The organism is Pedococcus sp. P2_E2, assembly GCF_056403955.1.
The window spans coordinates 756,610-773,461 of record NZ_JBFUEM010000001.1 but is presented as its reverse complement, the minus strand read 5'-3'; the positions used below and the strand labels follow the sequence as shown (position 1 = coordinate 773,461).

14 protein-coding genes are annotated in these 16,852 nt (G+C 70.3%); 7 read left to right on the top strand and 7 right to left on the bottom strand.

The features are described 5' to 3' along the window. The first annotated feature begins 26 nt into the window (after positions 1-26). Complete coding sequence (locus AC1DWR_RS03620) at positions 27-743, top strand: dihydrofolate reductase family protein (RefSeq protein WP_477623668.1); 717 nt, start codon at positions 27-29, stop codon at positions 741-743. Between the two features lie 35 nt (positions 744-778). Here the strand turns inward: AC1DWR_RS03620 and AC1DWR_RS03615 are convergent, their stop codons facing one another. Continuing rightward, a complete protein-coding gene (locus tag AC1DWR_RS03615; RefSeq protein WP_477623667.1) occupies positions 779-1,963 on the bottom strand; it encodes an alpha/beta hydrolase family protein in 1,185 nt (394 codons plus the stop codon). Beyond that, positions 1,963-4,113 (bottom strand): ATP-dependent DNA ligase, encoded by a 2,151-nt coding sequence (locus AC1DWR_RS03610; protein ID WP_477623666.1) that lies wholly within the window; start codon positions 4,111-4,113, stop codon positions 1,963-1,965. Before AC1DWR_RS03610 ends, AC1DWR_RS03615 begins: the two co-directional genes overlap by 1 nt. Positions 4,114-4,250: 137 nt before the next feature. Here AC1DWR_RS03610 and msrB point away from each other — a divergent pair, with 137 nt between their 5' ends. Then, complete coding sequence (gene msrB / locus AC1DWR_RS03605) at positions 4,251-4,679, top strand: peptide-methionine (R)-S-oxide reductase MsrB (protein ID WP_477613428.1); 429 nt, start codon at positions 4,251-4,253, stop codon at positions 4,677-4,679. A gap of 48 nt (positions 4,680-4,727) precedes the next feature. Here msrB and AC1DWR_RS03600 read toward each other — a convergent pair whose 3' ends face one another. The 3 genes from AC1DWR_RS03600 to hemG form a co-directional block, all read right to left on the bottom strand. Continuing rightward, the gene (locus AC1DWR_RS03600) at positions 4,728-5,711 is read right to left on the bottom strand and encodes a type IV toxin-antitoxin system AbiEi family antitoxin domain-containing protein (RefSeq protein WP_477613127.1); all 984 of its coding nucleotides are present in this window, start codon (positions 5,709-5,711) and stop codon (positions 4,728-4,730) included. 184 nt (positions 5,712-5,895) lie between these two features. Beyond that, positions 5,896-6,609, bottom strand: a complete 714-nt coding sequence (gene hemQ / locus AC1DWR_RS03595) for a hydrogen peroxide-dependent heme synthase (protein WP_477613128.1) — start codon at positions 6,607-6,609, stop codon at positions 5,896-5,898. Between the two features lie 4 nt (positions 6,610-6,613). Further along, on the bottom strand, positions 6,614-8,095 hold the full coding sequence (hemG, locus tag AC1DWR_RS03590; RefSeq protein ID WP_477613129.1) for a protoporphyrinogen oxidase: 1,482 nt from the start codon (positions 8,093-8,095) through the stop codon (positions 6,614-6,616). Positions 8,096-8,222: 127 nt separating this feature from the next. On the opposite strand from hemG, the gene AC1DWR_RS03585 reads away from it, so the two are divergent. Continuing rightward, the gene (locus tag AC1DWR_RS03585) at positions 8,223-9,203 is read left to right on the top strand and encodes a DUF4349 domain-containing protein (protein WP_477613130.1); all 981 of its coding nucleotides are present in this window, start codon (positions 8,223-8,225) and stop codon (positions 9,201-9,203) included. A gap of 35 nt (positions 9,204-9,238) precedes the next feature. Here the strand turns inward: AC1DWR_RS03585 and hemE are convergent, their stop codons facing one another. Together hemE and AC1DWR_RS03575 are read right to left on the bottom strand one after the other, a co-directional pair. Beyond that, the gene (gene hemE, locus AC1DWR_RS03580; protein WP_477613131.1) at positions 9,239-10,273 is read right to left on the bottom strand and encodes a uroporphyrinogen decarboxylase; all 1,035 of its coding nucleotides are present in this window, start codon (positions 10,271-10,273) and stop codon (positions 9,239-9,241) included. An 18-nt stretch (positions 10,274-10,291) separates the two neighbouring features. Next, positions 10,292-11,116: an EamA family transporter gene (locus tag AC1DWR_RS03575; protein WP_477613132.1), complete on the bottom strand. Its 825-nt coding sequence runs from the start codon at positions 11,114-11,116 to the stop codon at positions 10,292-10,294. Positions 11,117-11,194: 78 nt separating this feature from the next. Between AC1DWR_RS03575 and AC1DWR_RS03570 the strand changes: the two genes are divergently transcribed. The 4 genes from AC1DWR_RS03570 (at position 11,195) to AC1DWR_RS03555 (ending at position 16,726) form a co-directional block, all read left to right on the top strand. After that, positions 11,195-11,782, top strand: a complete 588-nt coding sequence (locus tag AC1DWR_RS03570) for a DUF3000 domain-containing protein (RefSeq protein WP_477613133.1) — start codon at positions 11,195-11,197, stop codon at positions 11,780-11,782. Positions 11,783-11,972: 190 nt separating this feature from the next. Beyond that, positions 11,973-13,145, top strand: coding sequence for an HRDC domain-containing protein (locus AC1DWR_RS03565; protein ID WP_477613429.1), 1,173 nt, complete (start codon positions 11,973-11,975; stop codon positions 13,143-13,145). Positions 13,146-13,343: 198 nt separating this feature from the next. Next, complete coding sequence (locus AC1DWR_RS03560; protein WP_477623665.1) at positions 13,344-14,561, top strand: thiolase family protein; 1,218 nt, start codon at positions 13,344-13,346, stop codon at positions 14,559-14,561. After that, positions 14,558-16,726 carry a 3-hydroxyacyl-CoA dehydrogenase NAD-binding domain-containing protein gene (locus tag AC1DWR_RS03555; RefSeq protein WP_477613135.1) on the top strand — a complete coding sequence of 723 codons (2,169 nt, stop codon included), beginning with the start codon at positions 14,558-14,560 and terminating at the stop codon, positions 16,724-16,726. Before AC1DWR_RS03560 ends, AC1DWR_RS03555 begins: the two co-directional genes overlap by 4 nt. Positions 16,727-16,852 lie beyond the last annotated feature (126 nt).

Below are 16,852 nucleotides of genomic sequence, written 5' to 3'. Positions count from 1 at the left end.
ATCGAGGGAAATGCAAGACTGTGCGCATGCGCCTGCTGCTTGACTCCTCCGGCACCCATGCCCCCGGTGACCTCGTCGACGCCGCCGACCTCGCGGACCTGTACGCCCCGCCCGCCCGTCGCTGGCTGCGCGCCAACTTCGTGGCGACCCTGGACGGCGCGGCCAATGGTCCCGACCAGAAGTCGGGCAGCATCAACACCGAGGCCGACCATGTGGTCTTCGACCTGCTGCGCCGTATGACGGACGTCGTCGTGGTCGGGGCCGGCACGGTCAGGGCCGAGGGTTACCCCTCGCTGAAGGCCGAGAACGCAGCGGCACCGACGCTCGTGGTCGTCAGCCACTCAGGACAGCTGCCTGTGAGCGTGGCCGACGGACCTCCCGGATCCGTCCTGCTCGTCACCCGCAGCGGAGCCGACGCACGCGCCCTGGACGCCTCGCGTGAGCTGATCGGTGAGGAGTTCGTCCTCATGTCCGGCACCGACTCGGTGAACTTGGTGCGGATGAGAAACATGTTGGAGGACAAGGGCTTCCGACAGATCCTGTGTGAGGGCGGCCCCACCCTGCTCGCCAGCCTGTTGAAGGCCGGGGTCGTCGACGAGCTCGACCTCACCTGGTCGCCCGTCATCGTCGGCGGCCAGCATCCGGCGATCGTCAACGGACCGGAGCTGAACGTCCCCGCCTCCCCCGCGGTCCTGCTCGAGGAGGACGGCAGCATCCTGGGACGCTGGTTCGTCAACCGCTGACCCGACAGGTCCGCGCGGCACCGGGCGTGGATGGCTCAGGTGGCCACGAACTCGGCGACAGACCGCTCCCAGCGGTCCGGGTCGACGTTCCACTCCTTGGTGTGCCGCGCGGTGTCCCACCGCTCCATCGTCACCAGGTCTGGCCGCGCCTGCGCCAACGCCTGGGACGGGCCCACGGGGACGAACTCGTCGTCGACCGAGTGGATGAGCAGGATCGGGTGCGCCAACTCGCCCGCACGCGCCACCCAGTTGGTCTTGGCCACGTCCACCGGGTCGTGCACGCCGACGAGTCGGCGCGCCGAGCGGCGACCCATGAGGGCCCGGCCGAGACCGCCGATCGGGGCCGGGATGCCGTTGGCCCGCGCGTGGTGGGCCAGCACGTCACCCCAGTCGATGACCGGCGCGTCGAGCACCACGTGGGTGACGTGGTCGGCCAGCCAGGAGCGGCTGAGGGTCTGCAGGACGATGGCCCCTCCCATCGACCACCCGACGAGCAGTAGCTCCCGCGCCCCACGCTGCACCGCGTGCAGGCCGGCGTCCTCGATGTCGCGCCACTCCGAGAGGCCCAGGTTGTAGCGCCCGTCCGGTCCGCTGCGTGCTCCGAGGTCGTTGCGGTAGCTGGGGATGATCACGTTGATCCCGTTGTCGTGCAACGGCTTCACCGCCCGCACCCCCTCGTGGCGCCTGGCCCCACGGCCGTGGACGAGGATTGCCCACCGGTGCGACGTCGTGGCGGCCGGCACCACCCAGGCGGGCATGGTGCCCAGTTCGGTGAGCACGTCGACGTACTCGGTGCGCAGTCCCAGTGAGCGGTCCGGGGGGCTGGCGAAGTAGTACTGGTTCCACCGGCCGAACCCGCCGGTGAGGTGTCCGAAGTCGACCCCCAGCAGCTCTCGACGCACCCGGCCCGACCCCTGGTCGAGCTCCAGGACGTCGCCGACGCGCGCGTGGCCGCTCTCGCCGTCCAGCCAGAGGCCGTACCGCCCGGGCGAGACCGTCTCTGGGCTCACCCCCAAGGTCACCGAGTCGTCGGCGACGGCAAGGATCTGGGTGTCATCGGGTCGCTGCCGGTCCGGGGTGAGGACCCGGCGTGCGAAGTAGGTCGCGGCGCCCATGGTGGTCAGGGCACCTGCGGTCAGCACCGACCCTGCGGTCACTGCTCCCGCGATGGCCGCCTTGCGGCCGGCAGACATCGGGGTCGAGGTCGCCCCGGTGGCCACTACCTCTCCCCCAGCACGTCGGCGAGGTCGAAGCTGACCGGCTCCTCGAGCTGGTCGTAGGTGCACGACTGCGGGGTTCGGTCCTGGCGCCAGCGGACGAACTGGGCTGTGTGGCGGAACCGGGCGCCCTCCATGTGGTCGTACCTCACCTCGACCACGCGGTCGGGCCGAAGCGGCGTGAACGACAGGTCCTTGCCCGCGTTCCAGCGCGACGTCGCCCCGCCCGTCGGGGTGCGGTTGCCCATCTCCTCCTTGGCCCAGGACCACGGGTGGTCGTCGAGGTCGGTGACCAGCGGCTGCAGCTCGTCGAACAGCTCCTTGCGTCGCGCCATCGGGAACGCCCCGATCACGCCCACGCTCATCAGGGATCCTTCGTCGGTGTACAGGCCCAGCAGCAGTGAACCGATCAGGTCGTCGCCGCTCTTGTGGGTGCGATAGCCCGCAACCACGCAGTCAGCGGTCCGCTCGTGCTTGATCTTCAGCATCAGCCGCTTGTCGGGCACGTAGCCGATGTCGAGGGGCTTGGCGATGACGCCGTCGAGCCCGGCCCCCTCGAACTGCTCGAACCACTCCTGCGCAACACTCGGGTCGTCGGTGGCCCGCGTGAGGTGGATCGGCGGCTGCGCCGCGGCGAGGGCCTGCTCGAGCCGGGCACGGCGCTCTGAGAAGGGGCGCACGGTGAGGTCGTCCTCGCCGATCGCGAGCAGGTCGAACGCGACGAAGCTGGCAGGGGTCTCGGCGGCGAGCTTCTTCACCCGGCTGGCGGCGGGGTGGATCCGCTGCTGCAGGGCGTCGAAGTCGAGCCGGTCGCCGGTCGCGCCGATGAGGACGATCTCGCCGTCCACGACGCACTTCTCGGGGAAGTTGGCCAGCACGGCCTCGACCACCTCGGGGAAGTAGCGAGTCATCGGCTTCTCGTTGCGGCTGCCGATCTCCACCTGCTCGCCCGACCGGAAGATGATCGAGCGGAATCCGTCCCACTTGGGCTCGAACAGGTAGTCGCCCGTGGGGATCCCCTTCACCGGCTTGGCCAGCATCGGGGCGACGGGCGGCACGACCGGACCCCACACGGAGCGCAGGTCCGCATCGCGTTCGGCCTTGGGGGGCATGTAGTCCTCGTCGGACTTGTCCTTGCGGCGCTTGCTCGGCTGCACCCTGGGTGGCTCTCCCGGCATCTTGGGGTAGTCCGGCGGGAAGTTCAGCTCGCCGAGGCCACGCTCGCTGATGTCCTTGTCCCACAACGCAATTGCCGAGGAGACGTCACCGACAGCATCGTCCATCGCCGCCCATGCGTCACCATCCGCGGCGACGATCCCCGGCACCGTCAGCACGGTGAAGTCGCCGGGACTGACGCCGGGCAGCGTGTCCCAGCTGACCGGCATACTCACCGGCGCTCCGGGGAGCGGGCGCGGGCTGTAGGCCGAAGCGATGGTGCGGTCGCGACACGCCTGGTTGAAGTCGACGAAGACGCGCTCGCCGCGCTCCTCCTTCCACCACGAGGTCGTCACGAGGTCGGGCAGGCGGCGCTCGAGCTCGCGCGCGATCCCGATCACCCCGTGCCGCACGTCGAGGAACTCGTGGGTCGGCGCGACCCGGACGAAGACGTGGACCCCACGGTTGCCGGACGTCTTGGCCCAGCCGGTCAGCCCGAGCTCGGTGAGCAGCTCACGGAGCACGAGGGCGGCTTCGACGGAGTCCTTGAAGTCGCGGCCCGGCTGCGGGTCCAGGTCGATGCGCAGCTCGTCGGGGTTGTCGACGTTGCTCGTGCGCACCGGCCAGGGGTGGAACGTCACCGTGTTCATCTGCATCGCCCACACCACGGCTGCCGGCTCGTCGACGACCACCTGGAGGTGCTTGCGACCCGAGGGGTAGGTGCACATGACGGGGTCGATGAAGTCGGGCATGCCCTTGGGCGGGTTCTTGGTCCAGAACTCCTCGCCCGCGATGCCCTCGGGGAACCGCTGCAGGGTCACCGGGCGGTTGCCCAGTGCGCGCATGAAGCCGTCAGAGACGTCGACGGCGTACTGCGCGAGGTCGAGCTTGGTGATCCCGTCGTCGGGCCAGATCAGGCGCTCGGGGCTCGAAATCCGAACACGTCGCGATCCCTCAGGTCCCCCGGGGACTTCCAGCTCGGTTGCTTTGGCCGCCATGGCGCGAGCCTATCCGGGGAGCCCGTCAGCGGGCCGTAAGGATCTACGGGACCAGAATGGGCCTTGATTGCGTTGTGATGGACGTGAAGCTGTTTGGACGAAGTGGGATCACCGGGCGAAGGAGCCGAAACGTGAGCATGGACCAGACCGACCGCACCTATGCCGTCACCAAGACGGACGAGCAGTGGCGTGAGGAGCTGAGCCCGGCGGAGTACCAGGTGCTCCGTCAGGCAGGCACCGAGCGGCCGTTCGTCGGGGAGTACACCGACACCAAGGACGAGGGCGTCTATGCCTGCCGAGCCTGTGGTGCCGAGCTGTTCACCTCCGACACCAAGTTCGACAGCCACTGCGGGTGGCCGTCGTTCTACTCACCCCTCGCCGGCGACTCGGTCGAGTACCTCGAGGACTATGACATGGGCATGAAGCGCGTCGAGGTCAGGTGCGCCAACTGTGGCAGCCACCTCGGCCACGTCTTCGAGGGCGAGGGCTACGGCACCCCCACGGACCAGCGCTACTGCATCAACTCGATCTCGATGACCCTGCGCCCCAAGCCCGACGCCACCTGACCGACCCCCCTGCCCCGCCTTTATCGGGTCATGGGACAAAGGTCGGCTTCACCCCGGAACGGTTTCGGGGTGAGGCCGACCTTTGTGGGGCGCGGCCGGCTTGAGCACAGCGCTGGATGGGTATGCCGCGTGGCTGAGGACACCGAGCGCCCGCAGCCGCGCGATGAGCGGTCCAAGGCGCTCGAGATCCGACCAGACGACGCGGACCACCCGGTATCCCAGCCGTCTCAGCTCGTCCTCTCGGCGTTTCTCAGCGATGAGCGCCTCCGAGCCACCGTCGCGATACTTCACGAGGCCGTCGAACTCGATCACGACGTTGGTGCCCTTGACGAGGAAGTCGACCCTCGCCACGACTCTGCCTCGCTCGTCGCGGATGGCGACCTGCGCCTCGACCTCGATCCCCACCGCGGCGAGGCCGACGCGAAGGCGCGACTCCCCCACGGACTCGGACTTCGGGTCGACGAAGGCCAGCATGGTCCTGACCCGGCTCGACCGCGGCCAGCCGTGCACGCGCGCGGCGACGGCCTCGAGCTCGTCGCGCGAGATCATGCCCTCGTGAAGCGCCGCGTCGGCCGCCACCACTCCGGGGGTGGCGCCGTGCTCGAGGCAGTGCTGGACCACGGCCACCGGAGTGGAGACCACACCACGGGGCGCCTTCAGCCCAGCGAACGGCGGCCGGATCACGAGGTCTCGCGTCAACACCTCACGGTGGATCGGTCGCTCGAGGTGCGCACGCTGCAGGGAGGCACCCCAGACGGGGAGCCCGAGTGCCACCAGCGCCGTGTGACCAGAGAGCGCGCCGTCCGGATAGAGCAGCTGCGCGCCGCGGCCGAGCAGGCGATGCCTTTCCGCCGAAGCCGTCGGGCCGTCGGGCGGCGCGCCCACGGCATACACACCGCGAGTCAGGCGCACCACGCCGCCGTCGCGAACCAGTGCCGCCAGCGACTCGCGGCTGTGGCCGAGCAATCTCGCCTGACGGGTGATGAACACGCCGTCCTGCGAGTTGGCGATGTCGAGAAGCGCAGGGTCCATGGCCCGAGGATGTCCGCCGTCGAGGCGCTCCATCGACCCACGGACGTGGACCTGTGGAGGGCTGGGTGCGGACAGGTCGCTTGTGGACGGCCGTCGCCACACCCGGGCAAGGACGGCATGACCCGAGAACGGTTTCGGGGTGAAGCCGACCCAAGTCCCTAGACCCGATAAAGGTGGGGCGGGGTCAGCGCAGGGAGGCGAGGAGCTCGTCGACCTGGACGCGGCGACCGGTGTGGAACGGCAGCTCCTCGCGGACGTGCATGCGGGCCCGCGAGGCGCGCAGCTCACGCATCAGGTCGACGATGCGGTGCAGCTCGTCGGCCTCGAAGGCCAGCACCCACTCGTAGTCGTTCAGCGCGAACGAGGCGATCGTGTTGGCCCGCACGTCGGGGTAGTCACGTGCCTGCTGCCCGTGCTCGCGCAGCATGTCGCGGCGCTCGGCGTCCGGCAGCAGGTACCACTCGTAGGACCGGACGAACGGGTAGACGCAGATGAAGTCCTTGGGCGGCTCGTCGCCGAGGAACGCCGGGATGTGGCTCTTGTTGAACTCCGCCGGTCGGTGCAGCGCTGCCGCCGACCAGGTCGGCTCGAGCAGGTGGCCCAGCTCGGTGCGCAGCAGGGAGCGGTAGGCCCGCTGTACGTCCTCGATCCGTTCGGCGTGCCACCAGACCATGAAGTCGGCGTCGGCGCGCAGCCCCCCGATGTCGTAGACGCCGCGGGTCACCACACCCTCTGCCTCGAGCTGCGCGAAGAGGTCCTCGACCTCCTTGGCCATCACGTCCCGGTTGTCGCCCAAGGGCCCGGTGACGGAGAACACCGACCACATGGCATACCGGATCGAGTCGTTGATCTCGCGGATCCGGGCAGCGTTCGGGTTGGAGGGGTGCGGCTCGCTCATGCCCCTATCCTCCCGCGCCGATCGTTCGCGTCCGCAGGTGGGTGGTCACCGCCAGTGCCGCCGACCGCCCAGTCGCGATGCACGCCGGGATCCCCACACCTTCGTATGCCGCGCCGGCGAGGGCCAGCCCCGGCGCGGCCGCCGCTGCGGCCCGGATGCGGGCCACCCGGTCGAGGTGCCCGACGGTGTACTGCGGCAGCGCACCGCCCCAGCGTTGGACGTGGGTGTCGACGATCCGGGGCAGCTGGTGGCCGAGGGCCTCGCTGACCTCGGCGACGGCGATCGCCACGAGCTCCTCGTCCGGGCGCTGCAGGTCGGTCGTCTCGCCGAACCGCCCCACAGAGGCTCGCAGGAAGGAAAGGTCCCCGGCAGCCTCGGCGGTCCATCGCCACTTGGTCGAGGAGAAGGTGCTGGCCTTGATGGTCCTGCCCTCGACCGCCGGCACGAGGAAACCGGAGCCGGGAAGCGGCACGGTGCCGGGGCCCTCGGCCCCGACGGCCAGGGTGATGATCGCCATCGAGGCGTACTCGACCTCACGCAGCGCCCGGGACGCGTCGGGCAGGTGTCGAGCCAGGAGCCGGCTCGCAGGGGCGGCGGGGACGGCGAGAACCACCGCTTCCGCGACCAGCCGTTCGGGCCGCGGGTGCGGTCCGACCACCACCGACCAGCCGCCACCCGCGGTGTCCGGCTCCCGGTGCAGCTCACGGACGATGGTGCTGCTGCGAATCGTCACGCCGCGAGCCCGCAGCGACTCGGTCAGCGACTCGGCGAGCCGGCCCACCCCACCCACCAGCCCGGCGAAGACCGGCGCGGCCAGCTGGTCGGTCTGGCCCGCCTGGCCCGCGCGGTCGGCCCGGCCCGCCCGGCCCGCCTCACCGGCCTGGCCCGCAGCTGCTGTCTGCGTGAGGGACTCGCCTCGCCGGGCCGCCGCGAACACGGAAGGCAGGCAGGCGCGCAGCGACAACGACCGAGCCTGCCCGGCATACACGCCCCCGAGGAGCGGCTCGACGAGACGGTCGACGACCGCGTCGCCCAAGCGGGCCGCGACGTAGTCGCCCACCGAAACGTCCTCGAAATCGCCTCTGTCCCATGGTGTTTCGCCCTCGGCTCGAGCGACCTCGTCAGGGGACAGGACGCCGAGCGCGGAGGCGGCCGGCGAAGGGATCCCCATCAGCGTGCCCTTGGGCATGGGGTGAAGGTCACCTCGCGACCAGATGGACGCCGACGTCGTGTCGGGGTGGACGACCTCGCCATCGAGGCCCAGCTCGGACATCAGGTCCAGCGCCTCGGGTCGTCTGGCCAGCATCGACTCGGCCCCCACGTCCAGCGCCACCCCTGCCACGGGTTCGCGTCGGAGCTTGCCGCCGGGTCGGTCTGCCGCGTCGAGGATCGTGATGGTCGCGTCAGGAACCGCACGCGTCAGCTCCCAAGCGCAGGCAAGTCCAGCGATACCTCCCCCGACGATGAGGATTCGTGATCCGACCATGCCCACACCCTTTCAAGATCGTGACTGTTTCGACACCACCGGGTGGGAACGTCGAGCCCACGACGCGAGTCGCACCGGTATTCCGCACCGCCCGATACGACCAGCTCGACTCGACCAGGGGGTCGCCATGTTCAGCGTTCGTCCGCACCGCAGCATCGCCGTCGTCGGCGCAGCTCTCCTCGCAACGCTCGCCCTCGCTGCCTGCGGCGGCGGCGGCTCCGACACCTCCAGCGCCGCCTCGGTGGCCGGAGGCAGCTCCAACGAGTCGTCCGGCCGGGCCGTGGCCCCGTCCGCCGGCGACAGTTCCGCGTCGGGAGGTGACTCGGCCAAGCCGGGATCAGGCACCGCTCCCAAGGGAGTCACGGCAGCCAACCTCGCGGCCAACCAGGACTCCCTCGCCCGTCGCGCGACCATCGCGCTCCAAGTCAAGAACATCGGCCAGGCAGTGGCGAAGGTGCGGGCCACCACGGCGACCGCCGAGGGCATCGTCCTGTCGGAGAACATCGGGACGGCGAACAGCGACGCCCCCCTCACGGACTCCGCGAAGGTGACCGCCACGACGTACGCCGAGATCACCCTCTCGGTGCCCTCCGCAGAGCTCGACCGGGTCATCGCCGAGCTCGGGTCGGTCGGCACGGTGATCCGCTCGACGAGCTCGAGCGAGAACGTCGGCGGACAGATCGTCGACACCGCCTCACGGCTGGAGACGATGCGGGTCAGCGTCGAGCGGGTCCGGGCCTTCCTCAAGGACGCCAAGGACCTCAACCAGATCGTCGCCATGGAGGCCGAGCTGACCCGGCGCCAGTCCGACCTCGAGTCCCTCGAGGCGCAGCTCGCCTCCCTCAAGGGGAGCGTCGCGCGCTCCCCCATCCAGATCAGCCTGACCACAGAGCCGAACGCGATCGTGGAGGAGCCCGACCAGGCCGGCTTCCTCGTCGGGCTCAAGGGTGGCTGGGACGCCTTCACCGGGTCCGCGACCGTGCTGCTCACGGTCGTCGGAGCGATGTTGCCGTTCCTCGTCCTGCTCGGCCTCCTGGGACTGCCGGTGTGGTGGTACGTGCGACGCCGTCGTCCGGTGACGCCGCCCCCCGCCGTCCTGCCGCAGTAGCCCCCACTACGGCAGGGGCGAGGTCGGTCGGCGACTCAGCGCTGGCCGACCTCGTGCACCAGCTCGACCACACGGGTCAGCACATCGGGATCGGTGTCGGGCAGCACGCCGTGGCCCAGGTTGAAGATGTGACCGGGTGCGGCCCGTCCCTCCTCCACGATCGAACGGACCTTGGCCTCCAGCGCCTCCCAGGGCGCGAAGAGGAGGGCGGGGTCGAGGTTGCCCTGCACTGCGTACGAACCGTCGAGACGGGCGAGGGCATCGGTGAGGGACACGCGGTAGTCGACGCCGACCACGTCGGCGCCCACGGCGCCCATGGCCGGCAGCAGCTCACCGGTGCCGACCCCGAAGTGGATCTTCGGGATGCCGCGTGCCGACACGGCTTCCAGCGCCGCGGTCGAGTGCGGGGCGACGAAGCGCTCGTAGTCGGCTCGTGGGAGGGCCCCCACCCACGAGTCGAAGAGCTGGACCGCGGAGGCCCCTGCGGCGGCCTGCACGTCGAGGAAGGTGCCCGAGATCTGGGCCAGGCGGGCGCACAGGTCGTGCCACAGCTGCGGGTCGCCGTACATCAGTGCCTTGGTGTGTTCGTGGTTCTTGCTCGGGCCGCCTTCGACCAGGTAGCTCGCCAGCGTGAACGGTGCGCCCGCGAAGCCGATGAGGGGCGTGTCACCCAGCTCCGCGGTCAGGAGCCGGACGGCTTCGGTGATGTAGGGGACGTGGTCGGGCGTCAGCTCGGGCAGGCGGTCGAGGTCGCCGCGGGTGCGGATCGGCTTGGCGACGACCGGCCCGACGCCGGGGACGATGTCGAGGTCGACGCCGACGGCAGCCAGGGGCACGACGATGTCGGAGAAGAAGATCGCGGCGTCGACGCCGTGGCGGCGCACCGGCTGGAGGGTGATCTCGGTGACCAGGTCGGGGCGACGGCACGACTCGAGCATCCCGACGCCTTCACGGACCTTGCGGTACTCCGGCAGCGAGCGCCCTGCCTGACGCATGAACCAGACAGGCGTGTGGCTCACCGGCTGACGGCGGGCAGCACGGACCAGGGCGGAGTCGTGGGGGGAGGTCACCGGGTGATTCTAGGTCGCTCAGAGGGCGATGATCGCCGCGCCCGCCAGGGACAGCACCGCGCCCACCTGCTGGATCCTGCGCAGCCGCTCCCGCAGCAGGACGCGTGCCAGCACGATCGTCACGACGGGGTAGAGCGAGGCGAGCACGCTCGCCACGCTCACCTGTCCGCGCGAAGATGCGATCCCGAACAGGAGGTTGGCGCCCATGTCACCGCAGCCGATGGCCAGCAGGGCAGGCAGCTCGCGGGCCTGCACCCCTCCCCTGGACCGCAACGCCAGTGCCAGCGTGAGGAACACGACGAAGGACACCCCGCGCATCCCCCACAGGGTCATGAGGGTCGATGTCCGGGCGCCGCGGTCGATGCAGAACAGGGCGAACCCGAACCCGACCGCCGCCACCCCAGCCAGCACCACCGGCCTCGGAGAGACCCCGCCACTCAGCTCGGGCCCCGACGCCAGGGTCACGCCGACGATGGCGACCACGATCCCCACCCAGGTCCAGGAGGACGGCTCGTCGCCGGTGGCCACGCCGAGGAGCACGGGAACGGCCACCCCCAGGGCTGCGATCGGGGCGACGACGCCGATCGTGCCACTCGCCAGGGCGGTGTAGAAGCAGAGCAGTCCCGCCACCCCGGAGACGGCGGCACCGACCGACCACAGGGGCCAACCCGTCCACGTGAGGCTGTCCCAGCGGAGGGCGACGGCAACGCACAGGACGAGGAACGCCAGTGACTGCGTCCACCCCACGACGGCGACGGCGGGGCGGCGCCGCGAGTACAGCCCGGCGAAGAAGTCCGCGGTCCCCCAGCTGGCGCTGGACGCCAGCGCGAGCAGCGAGAGCATGGCCGCACGCTACCGGTGGCGCGACACGACGCGGACGGCAACCTCCCTGTGATATCCGAGATCGCGGCATACCCTCTGATGGTGGGCAGCCGAACGGTCCCTGGCGACCAATCCCCCGAGTTCACGCAGGCGCTCAGTGACCTGCGCGGAGCGCGCTTGCGCCCCGAGGTCCGCCTCACCGAGGTGCCCGCTCCCCAGCGCATCGCGCCGTATGCCGTGGCCCTCACCGCCGAGGTGGTGGGCGCCGCCAACGACGAGGACGAGTTGGCGTCGGGACGCTTCGTGCTGCTGCACGACCCGTCGGTCCCGGACCCGTGGGACGGGGCCTGGCGTGCGGTGACGTTCGCCCGGGCCGAGCTCGAGCCCGAGCTGGCCAACGACCCGATGCTGGGTGCGGTCGGGTGGTCCTGGCTGACCGACGCCCTGGCCCATCACCACCTGGGCTACACCGCAGAGGCCGGCACGGTCACGAGAGTGGTCTCGGAGAGCTTCGCCGGTCTGTCCGACCGGCCCGCCAGCGTCGAGATGGAGGTCCGCGCTTCGTGGACCCCCGTGGCCGGCAACGTCGGCGCCCACCTCGTCGCGTGGTCCGACCTGTTGTGCACCATCGCGGGTCTGCCGCCCCTGCCGGAGGGCGTCATCGCCCTGCCTGGACCACGCCGTTAACAGTGGAGTGCTGACTTCCGGGACGTGTTCCGTGGCATCGGCCGGGTAGGTTGATCCGGTGACCGACACCGAGGCCGAGCAGACTACGGCCGACCAGGCCGAGGCCGGGCGGACGGAGGCCGGGCAGACGGAGGCCGTTCAGGCGGTGCAGCCCGAGCAGCAACCAGCCGTCGAGCTGACCCCTCTCGACATGCCTGTCGACGGCGTGCCCCCGGTCGTCGAGTCCGAGCGGGCACTGATGGAGGCCGCCCGCGCCATCGCTGCCGGCGAGGGGCCGGTCGCCCTCGACGCCGAGCGGGCGAGCGGCTACCGCTACGGCCAGCGCGCCTACCTCGTGCAGCTGCGACGCGAGGGCTCGGGCACCTGGTTGATCGACCCGATCGCGTGCCCCGACCTGTCGCCCGTCAACGACGCCATCGGCAGTGCCGAGTGGATCCTGCACGCGGCCACCCAGGACCTCGCCTGTCTCGCGGAGGTGGGACTGCGGCCTCAGCAGCTGTTCGACACCGAGCTCGCCGGGCGACTTCTGGGCCTGCCCCGCGTCGGGCTGGCCGCGGTGGTCGAGCACTACCTGGGCCTGTCCCTGGCCAAGGAGCACTCCGCGGTCGACTGGTCCACCAGGCCCCTGCCCGAGCCGTGGTTGCGCTACGCCGCCCTCGACGTCGAGGTGCTGGTCGACGTGCGCAACCTGATGGGCGTCGACCTCGCCAAGCAGGGCAAGGACAGCTGGGCGCGCGAGGAGTTCGAGGCACTGCTCGACTTCATGGGACCGGCGCAGCGCGTCGACCCGTGGCGGCGGACGAGCGGCATGCACCGCGTCCGACACCGCAGGATCGCGGCGGTCGTGCGAGAGCTGTGGGAGACCCGCGACCAGATAGCCCAGGACCGGGATGTCGCCCCCGGGCGGGTGCTGCCGGACGCGGTGCTGGTCGAGGTGGCCATGGAGTCACCGACCAACCCCGGCACGCTCCCCGGTGGGCACCGGTCCGTCCGGCGCTACCAGCGCCAGTGGCTCGACGCCGTCACCCGGGCGAACGCGATCCCCGAAGGCGACCTGCCGCCGATGACCCTGCGCTCGGACGGCCCGCCGCCCCAGCGTGCCTGGGCCGAACGCAACCCCATCGCGGCCGCCCGACTGAGCGCCACGCGCGAGGCGCTGACCGCGTTCGCCACCGAACACGTGATCCCGATCGAGAACGTCCTGTCTCCGGAGCCCCTTCGCCGGGTGATCTGGACTCCCCCGGCCGACCAGACCGCCGCCGGGTTCGCCGCCGCGCTCACGGCTCTCGGAGCCAGGCACTGGCAGGCCGGCGTGGTCGCGCCGATGATCGAGGCGGCCTTCGAGGCCAACCCCGACGCCTGATCCGGCTCCTCGCGCTGCAGGTTTCGTTCCAATGGGAGGCAAACCTGCATGGGTGACGGCTCTCACTCGCGGGTTCTGGTGACCTCGTTGTTACCGGGAAGTAGCATCGGTCCTGTACCCACCGCATACCCGGTGGATCGCACCGATCCCGCACCCCAAGACTCAATCACCCGAGACTCCAATCAAGGGAGGCCACCTGTGCCCCGCACCCTTCATGAGGTCGTGTTCGTCGACGGAGTTCGCACGCCGTTCGGCAAGGCCGGCGACAAGGGCATGTATGCCCAGACGCGCGCCGACGACCTCGTCATCCGCTGCATCCGCGAGCTGATGCGCCGTCATCCCGAGCTCCCTCCGGAGCGCGTGGAAGAGGTCGCCATCGCCGCCACCACGCAGATCGGCGACCAGGGCCTCACGCTCGGGCGAATGGCTGCCCTCCTGTCCGGCCTGCCCAACACCACGCCCGGCTACTCGATCGACCGCATGTGCGCCGGTGCCATGACGGCCGTGACGACTGCGGCGAGCTCGATCGCGTTCGGCTCCATCGACATCGCCATCGCCGGGGGCGTCGAACACATGGGCCGCCACCCCATGGGTGAGGGTGTCGACCCCAACCCGCGGATCGTCGCGGAGAAGCTCGTCGACCCCTCCGCCCTGGTCATGGGTTCGACCGCCGAGAACCTGCACGACCGGTACCCCTCGATCACCAAGGACCGCAGCGACGCCTTTGCCGTCAGGTCCCAGGACAAGCTCGCCAAGGCCTACGCGAACGAGCAGATCCAGCCCGACCTCGTGCCGGTCGCCACGCGCCACCAGGAGCTGGGCTACGGCCTGGCCACCCGGGACGAGCCGCCGCGTCCAGGCACCACGGTCGAGGACCTGGCCTCGCTCAAGACGCCGTTCCGCCCGCACGGCAATGTCAGCGCCGGCAACTCGGCCGGGCTCAACGACGGTGCCACCGCGTGCATCCTCGCTTCGGAGCAGGCTGCCCAGGAGCTGGGCCTGCCCGTCAAGATGCGCCTCGTGGACTTTGCCTTCGTGGGGGTCGAACCCGAGGTCATGGGCATCGGCCCGGTCCCGGCGACCGAGAAGGCTCTCGCCAAGGCGGGCTTGTCGATCGAGGACATCGGCCTGTTCGAGCTCAACGAGGCCTTCGCCGTGCAGGTGCTGGCGTTCCTCGAGCACTTCGACATCGCCGACGACGACCCGCGTGTCAACCAGTACGGCGGCGCCATCGCGATCGGTCACCCGCTGGYCTCGTCGGGGGTGAGGCTGATGACCCAGCTGGCCCGACAGTTCGAGGAGCACCCGGAGGTGCGCTACGGGCTGACCGCCATGTGCATCGGGATCGGCATGGGCGCCAGCGTCATCTGGGAGAACCCACACCACGCTGACTACGGCCAGGAGGTTGCGGCATGAGCGAGCAGACACCGACGCAGACAGGGACCCAGACAGTGACGCAGACACCCGGGTTCGAGGAGGTCGTCACCCACACCCCGGTGCGCGACGTCGTCCTCCCCGGCAAGGCGGGAACCCTGGCGCTGGTCACGCTGGACAACGGCTTCGACCACACCAAGCCGAACACCTTCGGCCCGCAGACCATCGCCGGACTGAAGGCCACCATCGACGCCCTGCGCGCCCGCGCCGACGCCGGTGAGATCCAGGCGGTCGGGATCACCGGCAAGCCGTTCATCTTCGCCGTCGGCGCGGACCTCAAGGCCGTGTCGCAGGCGAGCGACCGCACGCAGGCGATCGAGGTCGCCCGCGCCGGTCACGCGGCCTTCGCGGCGATCATGGACCTGCCCGTCCCGACCTTCGCGTTCGTCAACGGTGCGGCCATGGGTGGCGGTGTGGAGATCGCACTGTCGGCCGACTACCGCACGATCTCCGCAGGGGTGCCCGCGCTCGCGCTGCCGGAGACCTTCCTCGGGCTCGTCCCGGGCTGGGGTGGCTGCTACCTGCTGCCCAACCTGGTCGGTCCGGCCAACGCCCTCAAGGTCATCATCGAGAACCCGATGAACACCAACCGCATGCTCAAGGGTCCGCAGGCCTTCGAGCTGGGAATCGCCGACGCGATGTTCGCACCGGCCGACTTCCTCGAGGAGTCGCTGCTGTGGGCGGCTGGGGTCCTCACGGGCGACACCGTCGTCGAGCGGACGACCAAGGAGGGCAACGGGATCTCCCGCGACGAGGCGGAGTGGGCAGGCGCCATCAAGGCCGCCAAGGGCCTGGTCGACCTCAAGACCGGCGGCAAGGCACCGGCGCCCTACCGGGCCCTGACCCTCGTCGAAGCAGCTCGCACCGCCACCCGCGACGAGGCCTTCGCTGCCGAGGACGAGGCGCTCGCCGACCTCGTCATGGGTGACGAACTGCGCGCGGGGCTCTACTCCTTCGACCTGGTGCAGCGGCGGGCCAAGCGTCCCGCAGGCGCCCCTGACAAGGCATTGGCCCGCAAGGTCACCAAGGTGGGCATCGTCGGCGCCGGTCTCATGGCCAGCCAGCTGGCCCTGCTGTTCGCCCAACGTCTCGAGGTGCCGGTCGTGATGACCGACCTCGACGAGGAGCGGGTGGCCAAGGGAGTCGGCTACGTCCACGCCGAGGTCGACAAGCTGCTGGGCAAGCGGCGGGTCAGCCCCGACAAGGCCAACCGCCTCAAGGGCCTGGTCAGCGGCGCGACCTCCAAGGACGGCTTCGCCGACGCCGACTTCGTGATCGAGGCGGTGTTCGAGGAGATGTCCGTCAAGAAGACCGTCTGGGCCGAGGTGGAGGCGATCGTCACCCCCGAGTGTGTCCTGGCGACCAACACGTCGTCGCTCTCGATCACCGAGATGGCCGCGGAGCTGGCCCACCCCGAGCGGGTCGTCGGCTTCCACTTCTTCAACCCGGTCGCCGTCATGCCCCTGCTCGAGATCATCAAGGGCGAGCAGACCGACGACGCAACCCTGGCGACGGCGTTCGCCACCGGCAAGACGCTCAGGAAGACGACCATCCTGGTCAAGGACAGCCCGTCCTTCATCGTCAACCGCCTCCTCGGTCGCTTCATGGGCGAGGTGGCCAGGGTCGTCGACGAGGGCACCCCCATCGAGGTCGCCGATCGAGCCTTCGCCGGGCTTGCCCCGATGCCGCCGTTCATCCTGCTCGGCCTGGTCGGTCCGGCCATCGCCCTGCACAACAACGAGACCCTGGCCAAGGCCTTCCCCGACCGCTTCTACGTCTCTGAGAACCTGCGCAAGGTCGTCGCGGCCAAGAAGCCGGCCATCTACCTCTGGCCCGAGGGCAAGCCGGTCGTCGACCCCGAGGTCGAGGCGCTGTTCGACAAGCCGGCCGACCCGGTCGTGCTGTCCACCGAGGAGGTCCGTGAGCGGGTGCTCGGCGTGCTCGCGGACGAGTCGCGTCGCATGCTCGACGAGGGCATCGTCGCGGCTCCGATGGACCTCGACCTGGCCATGATCACGGGCGCCGGGTTCCAGTTCTGGAACGGTGGCCTGACTCCCCTGCTCGACCGTGAGGGCGTGTCGGAGAAGGTGACCGGCCAGCGCTTCCTGCCACCGGGCGCTGCGAGCGTGCCGACCCTCGCGGGTTGATCTCCGGAATGTGAAATGAGCCTGACGGTTTCGTCAGGCTCATTTCACATTCCTCACTCGTGTCCCCGACCACGGGCGGTGGTGCAACGCGCAGGTCCCTGTGTGCTCGCCCACACAGGATCAGGC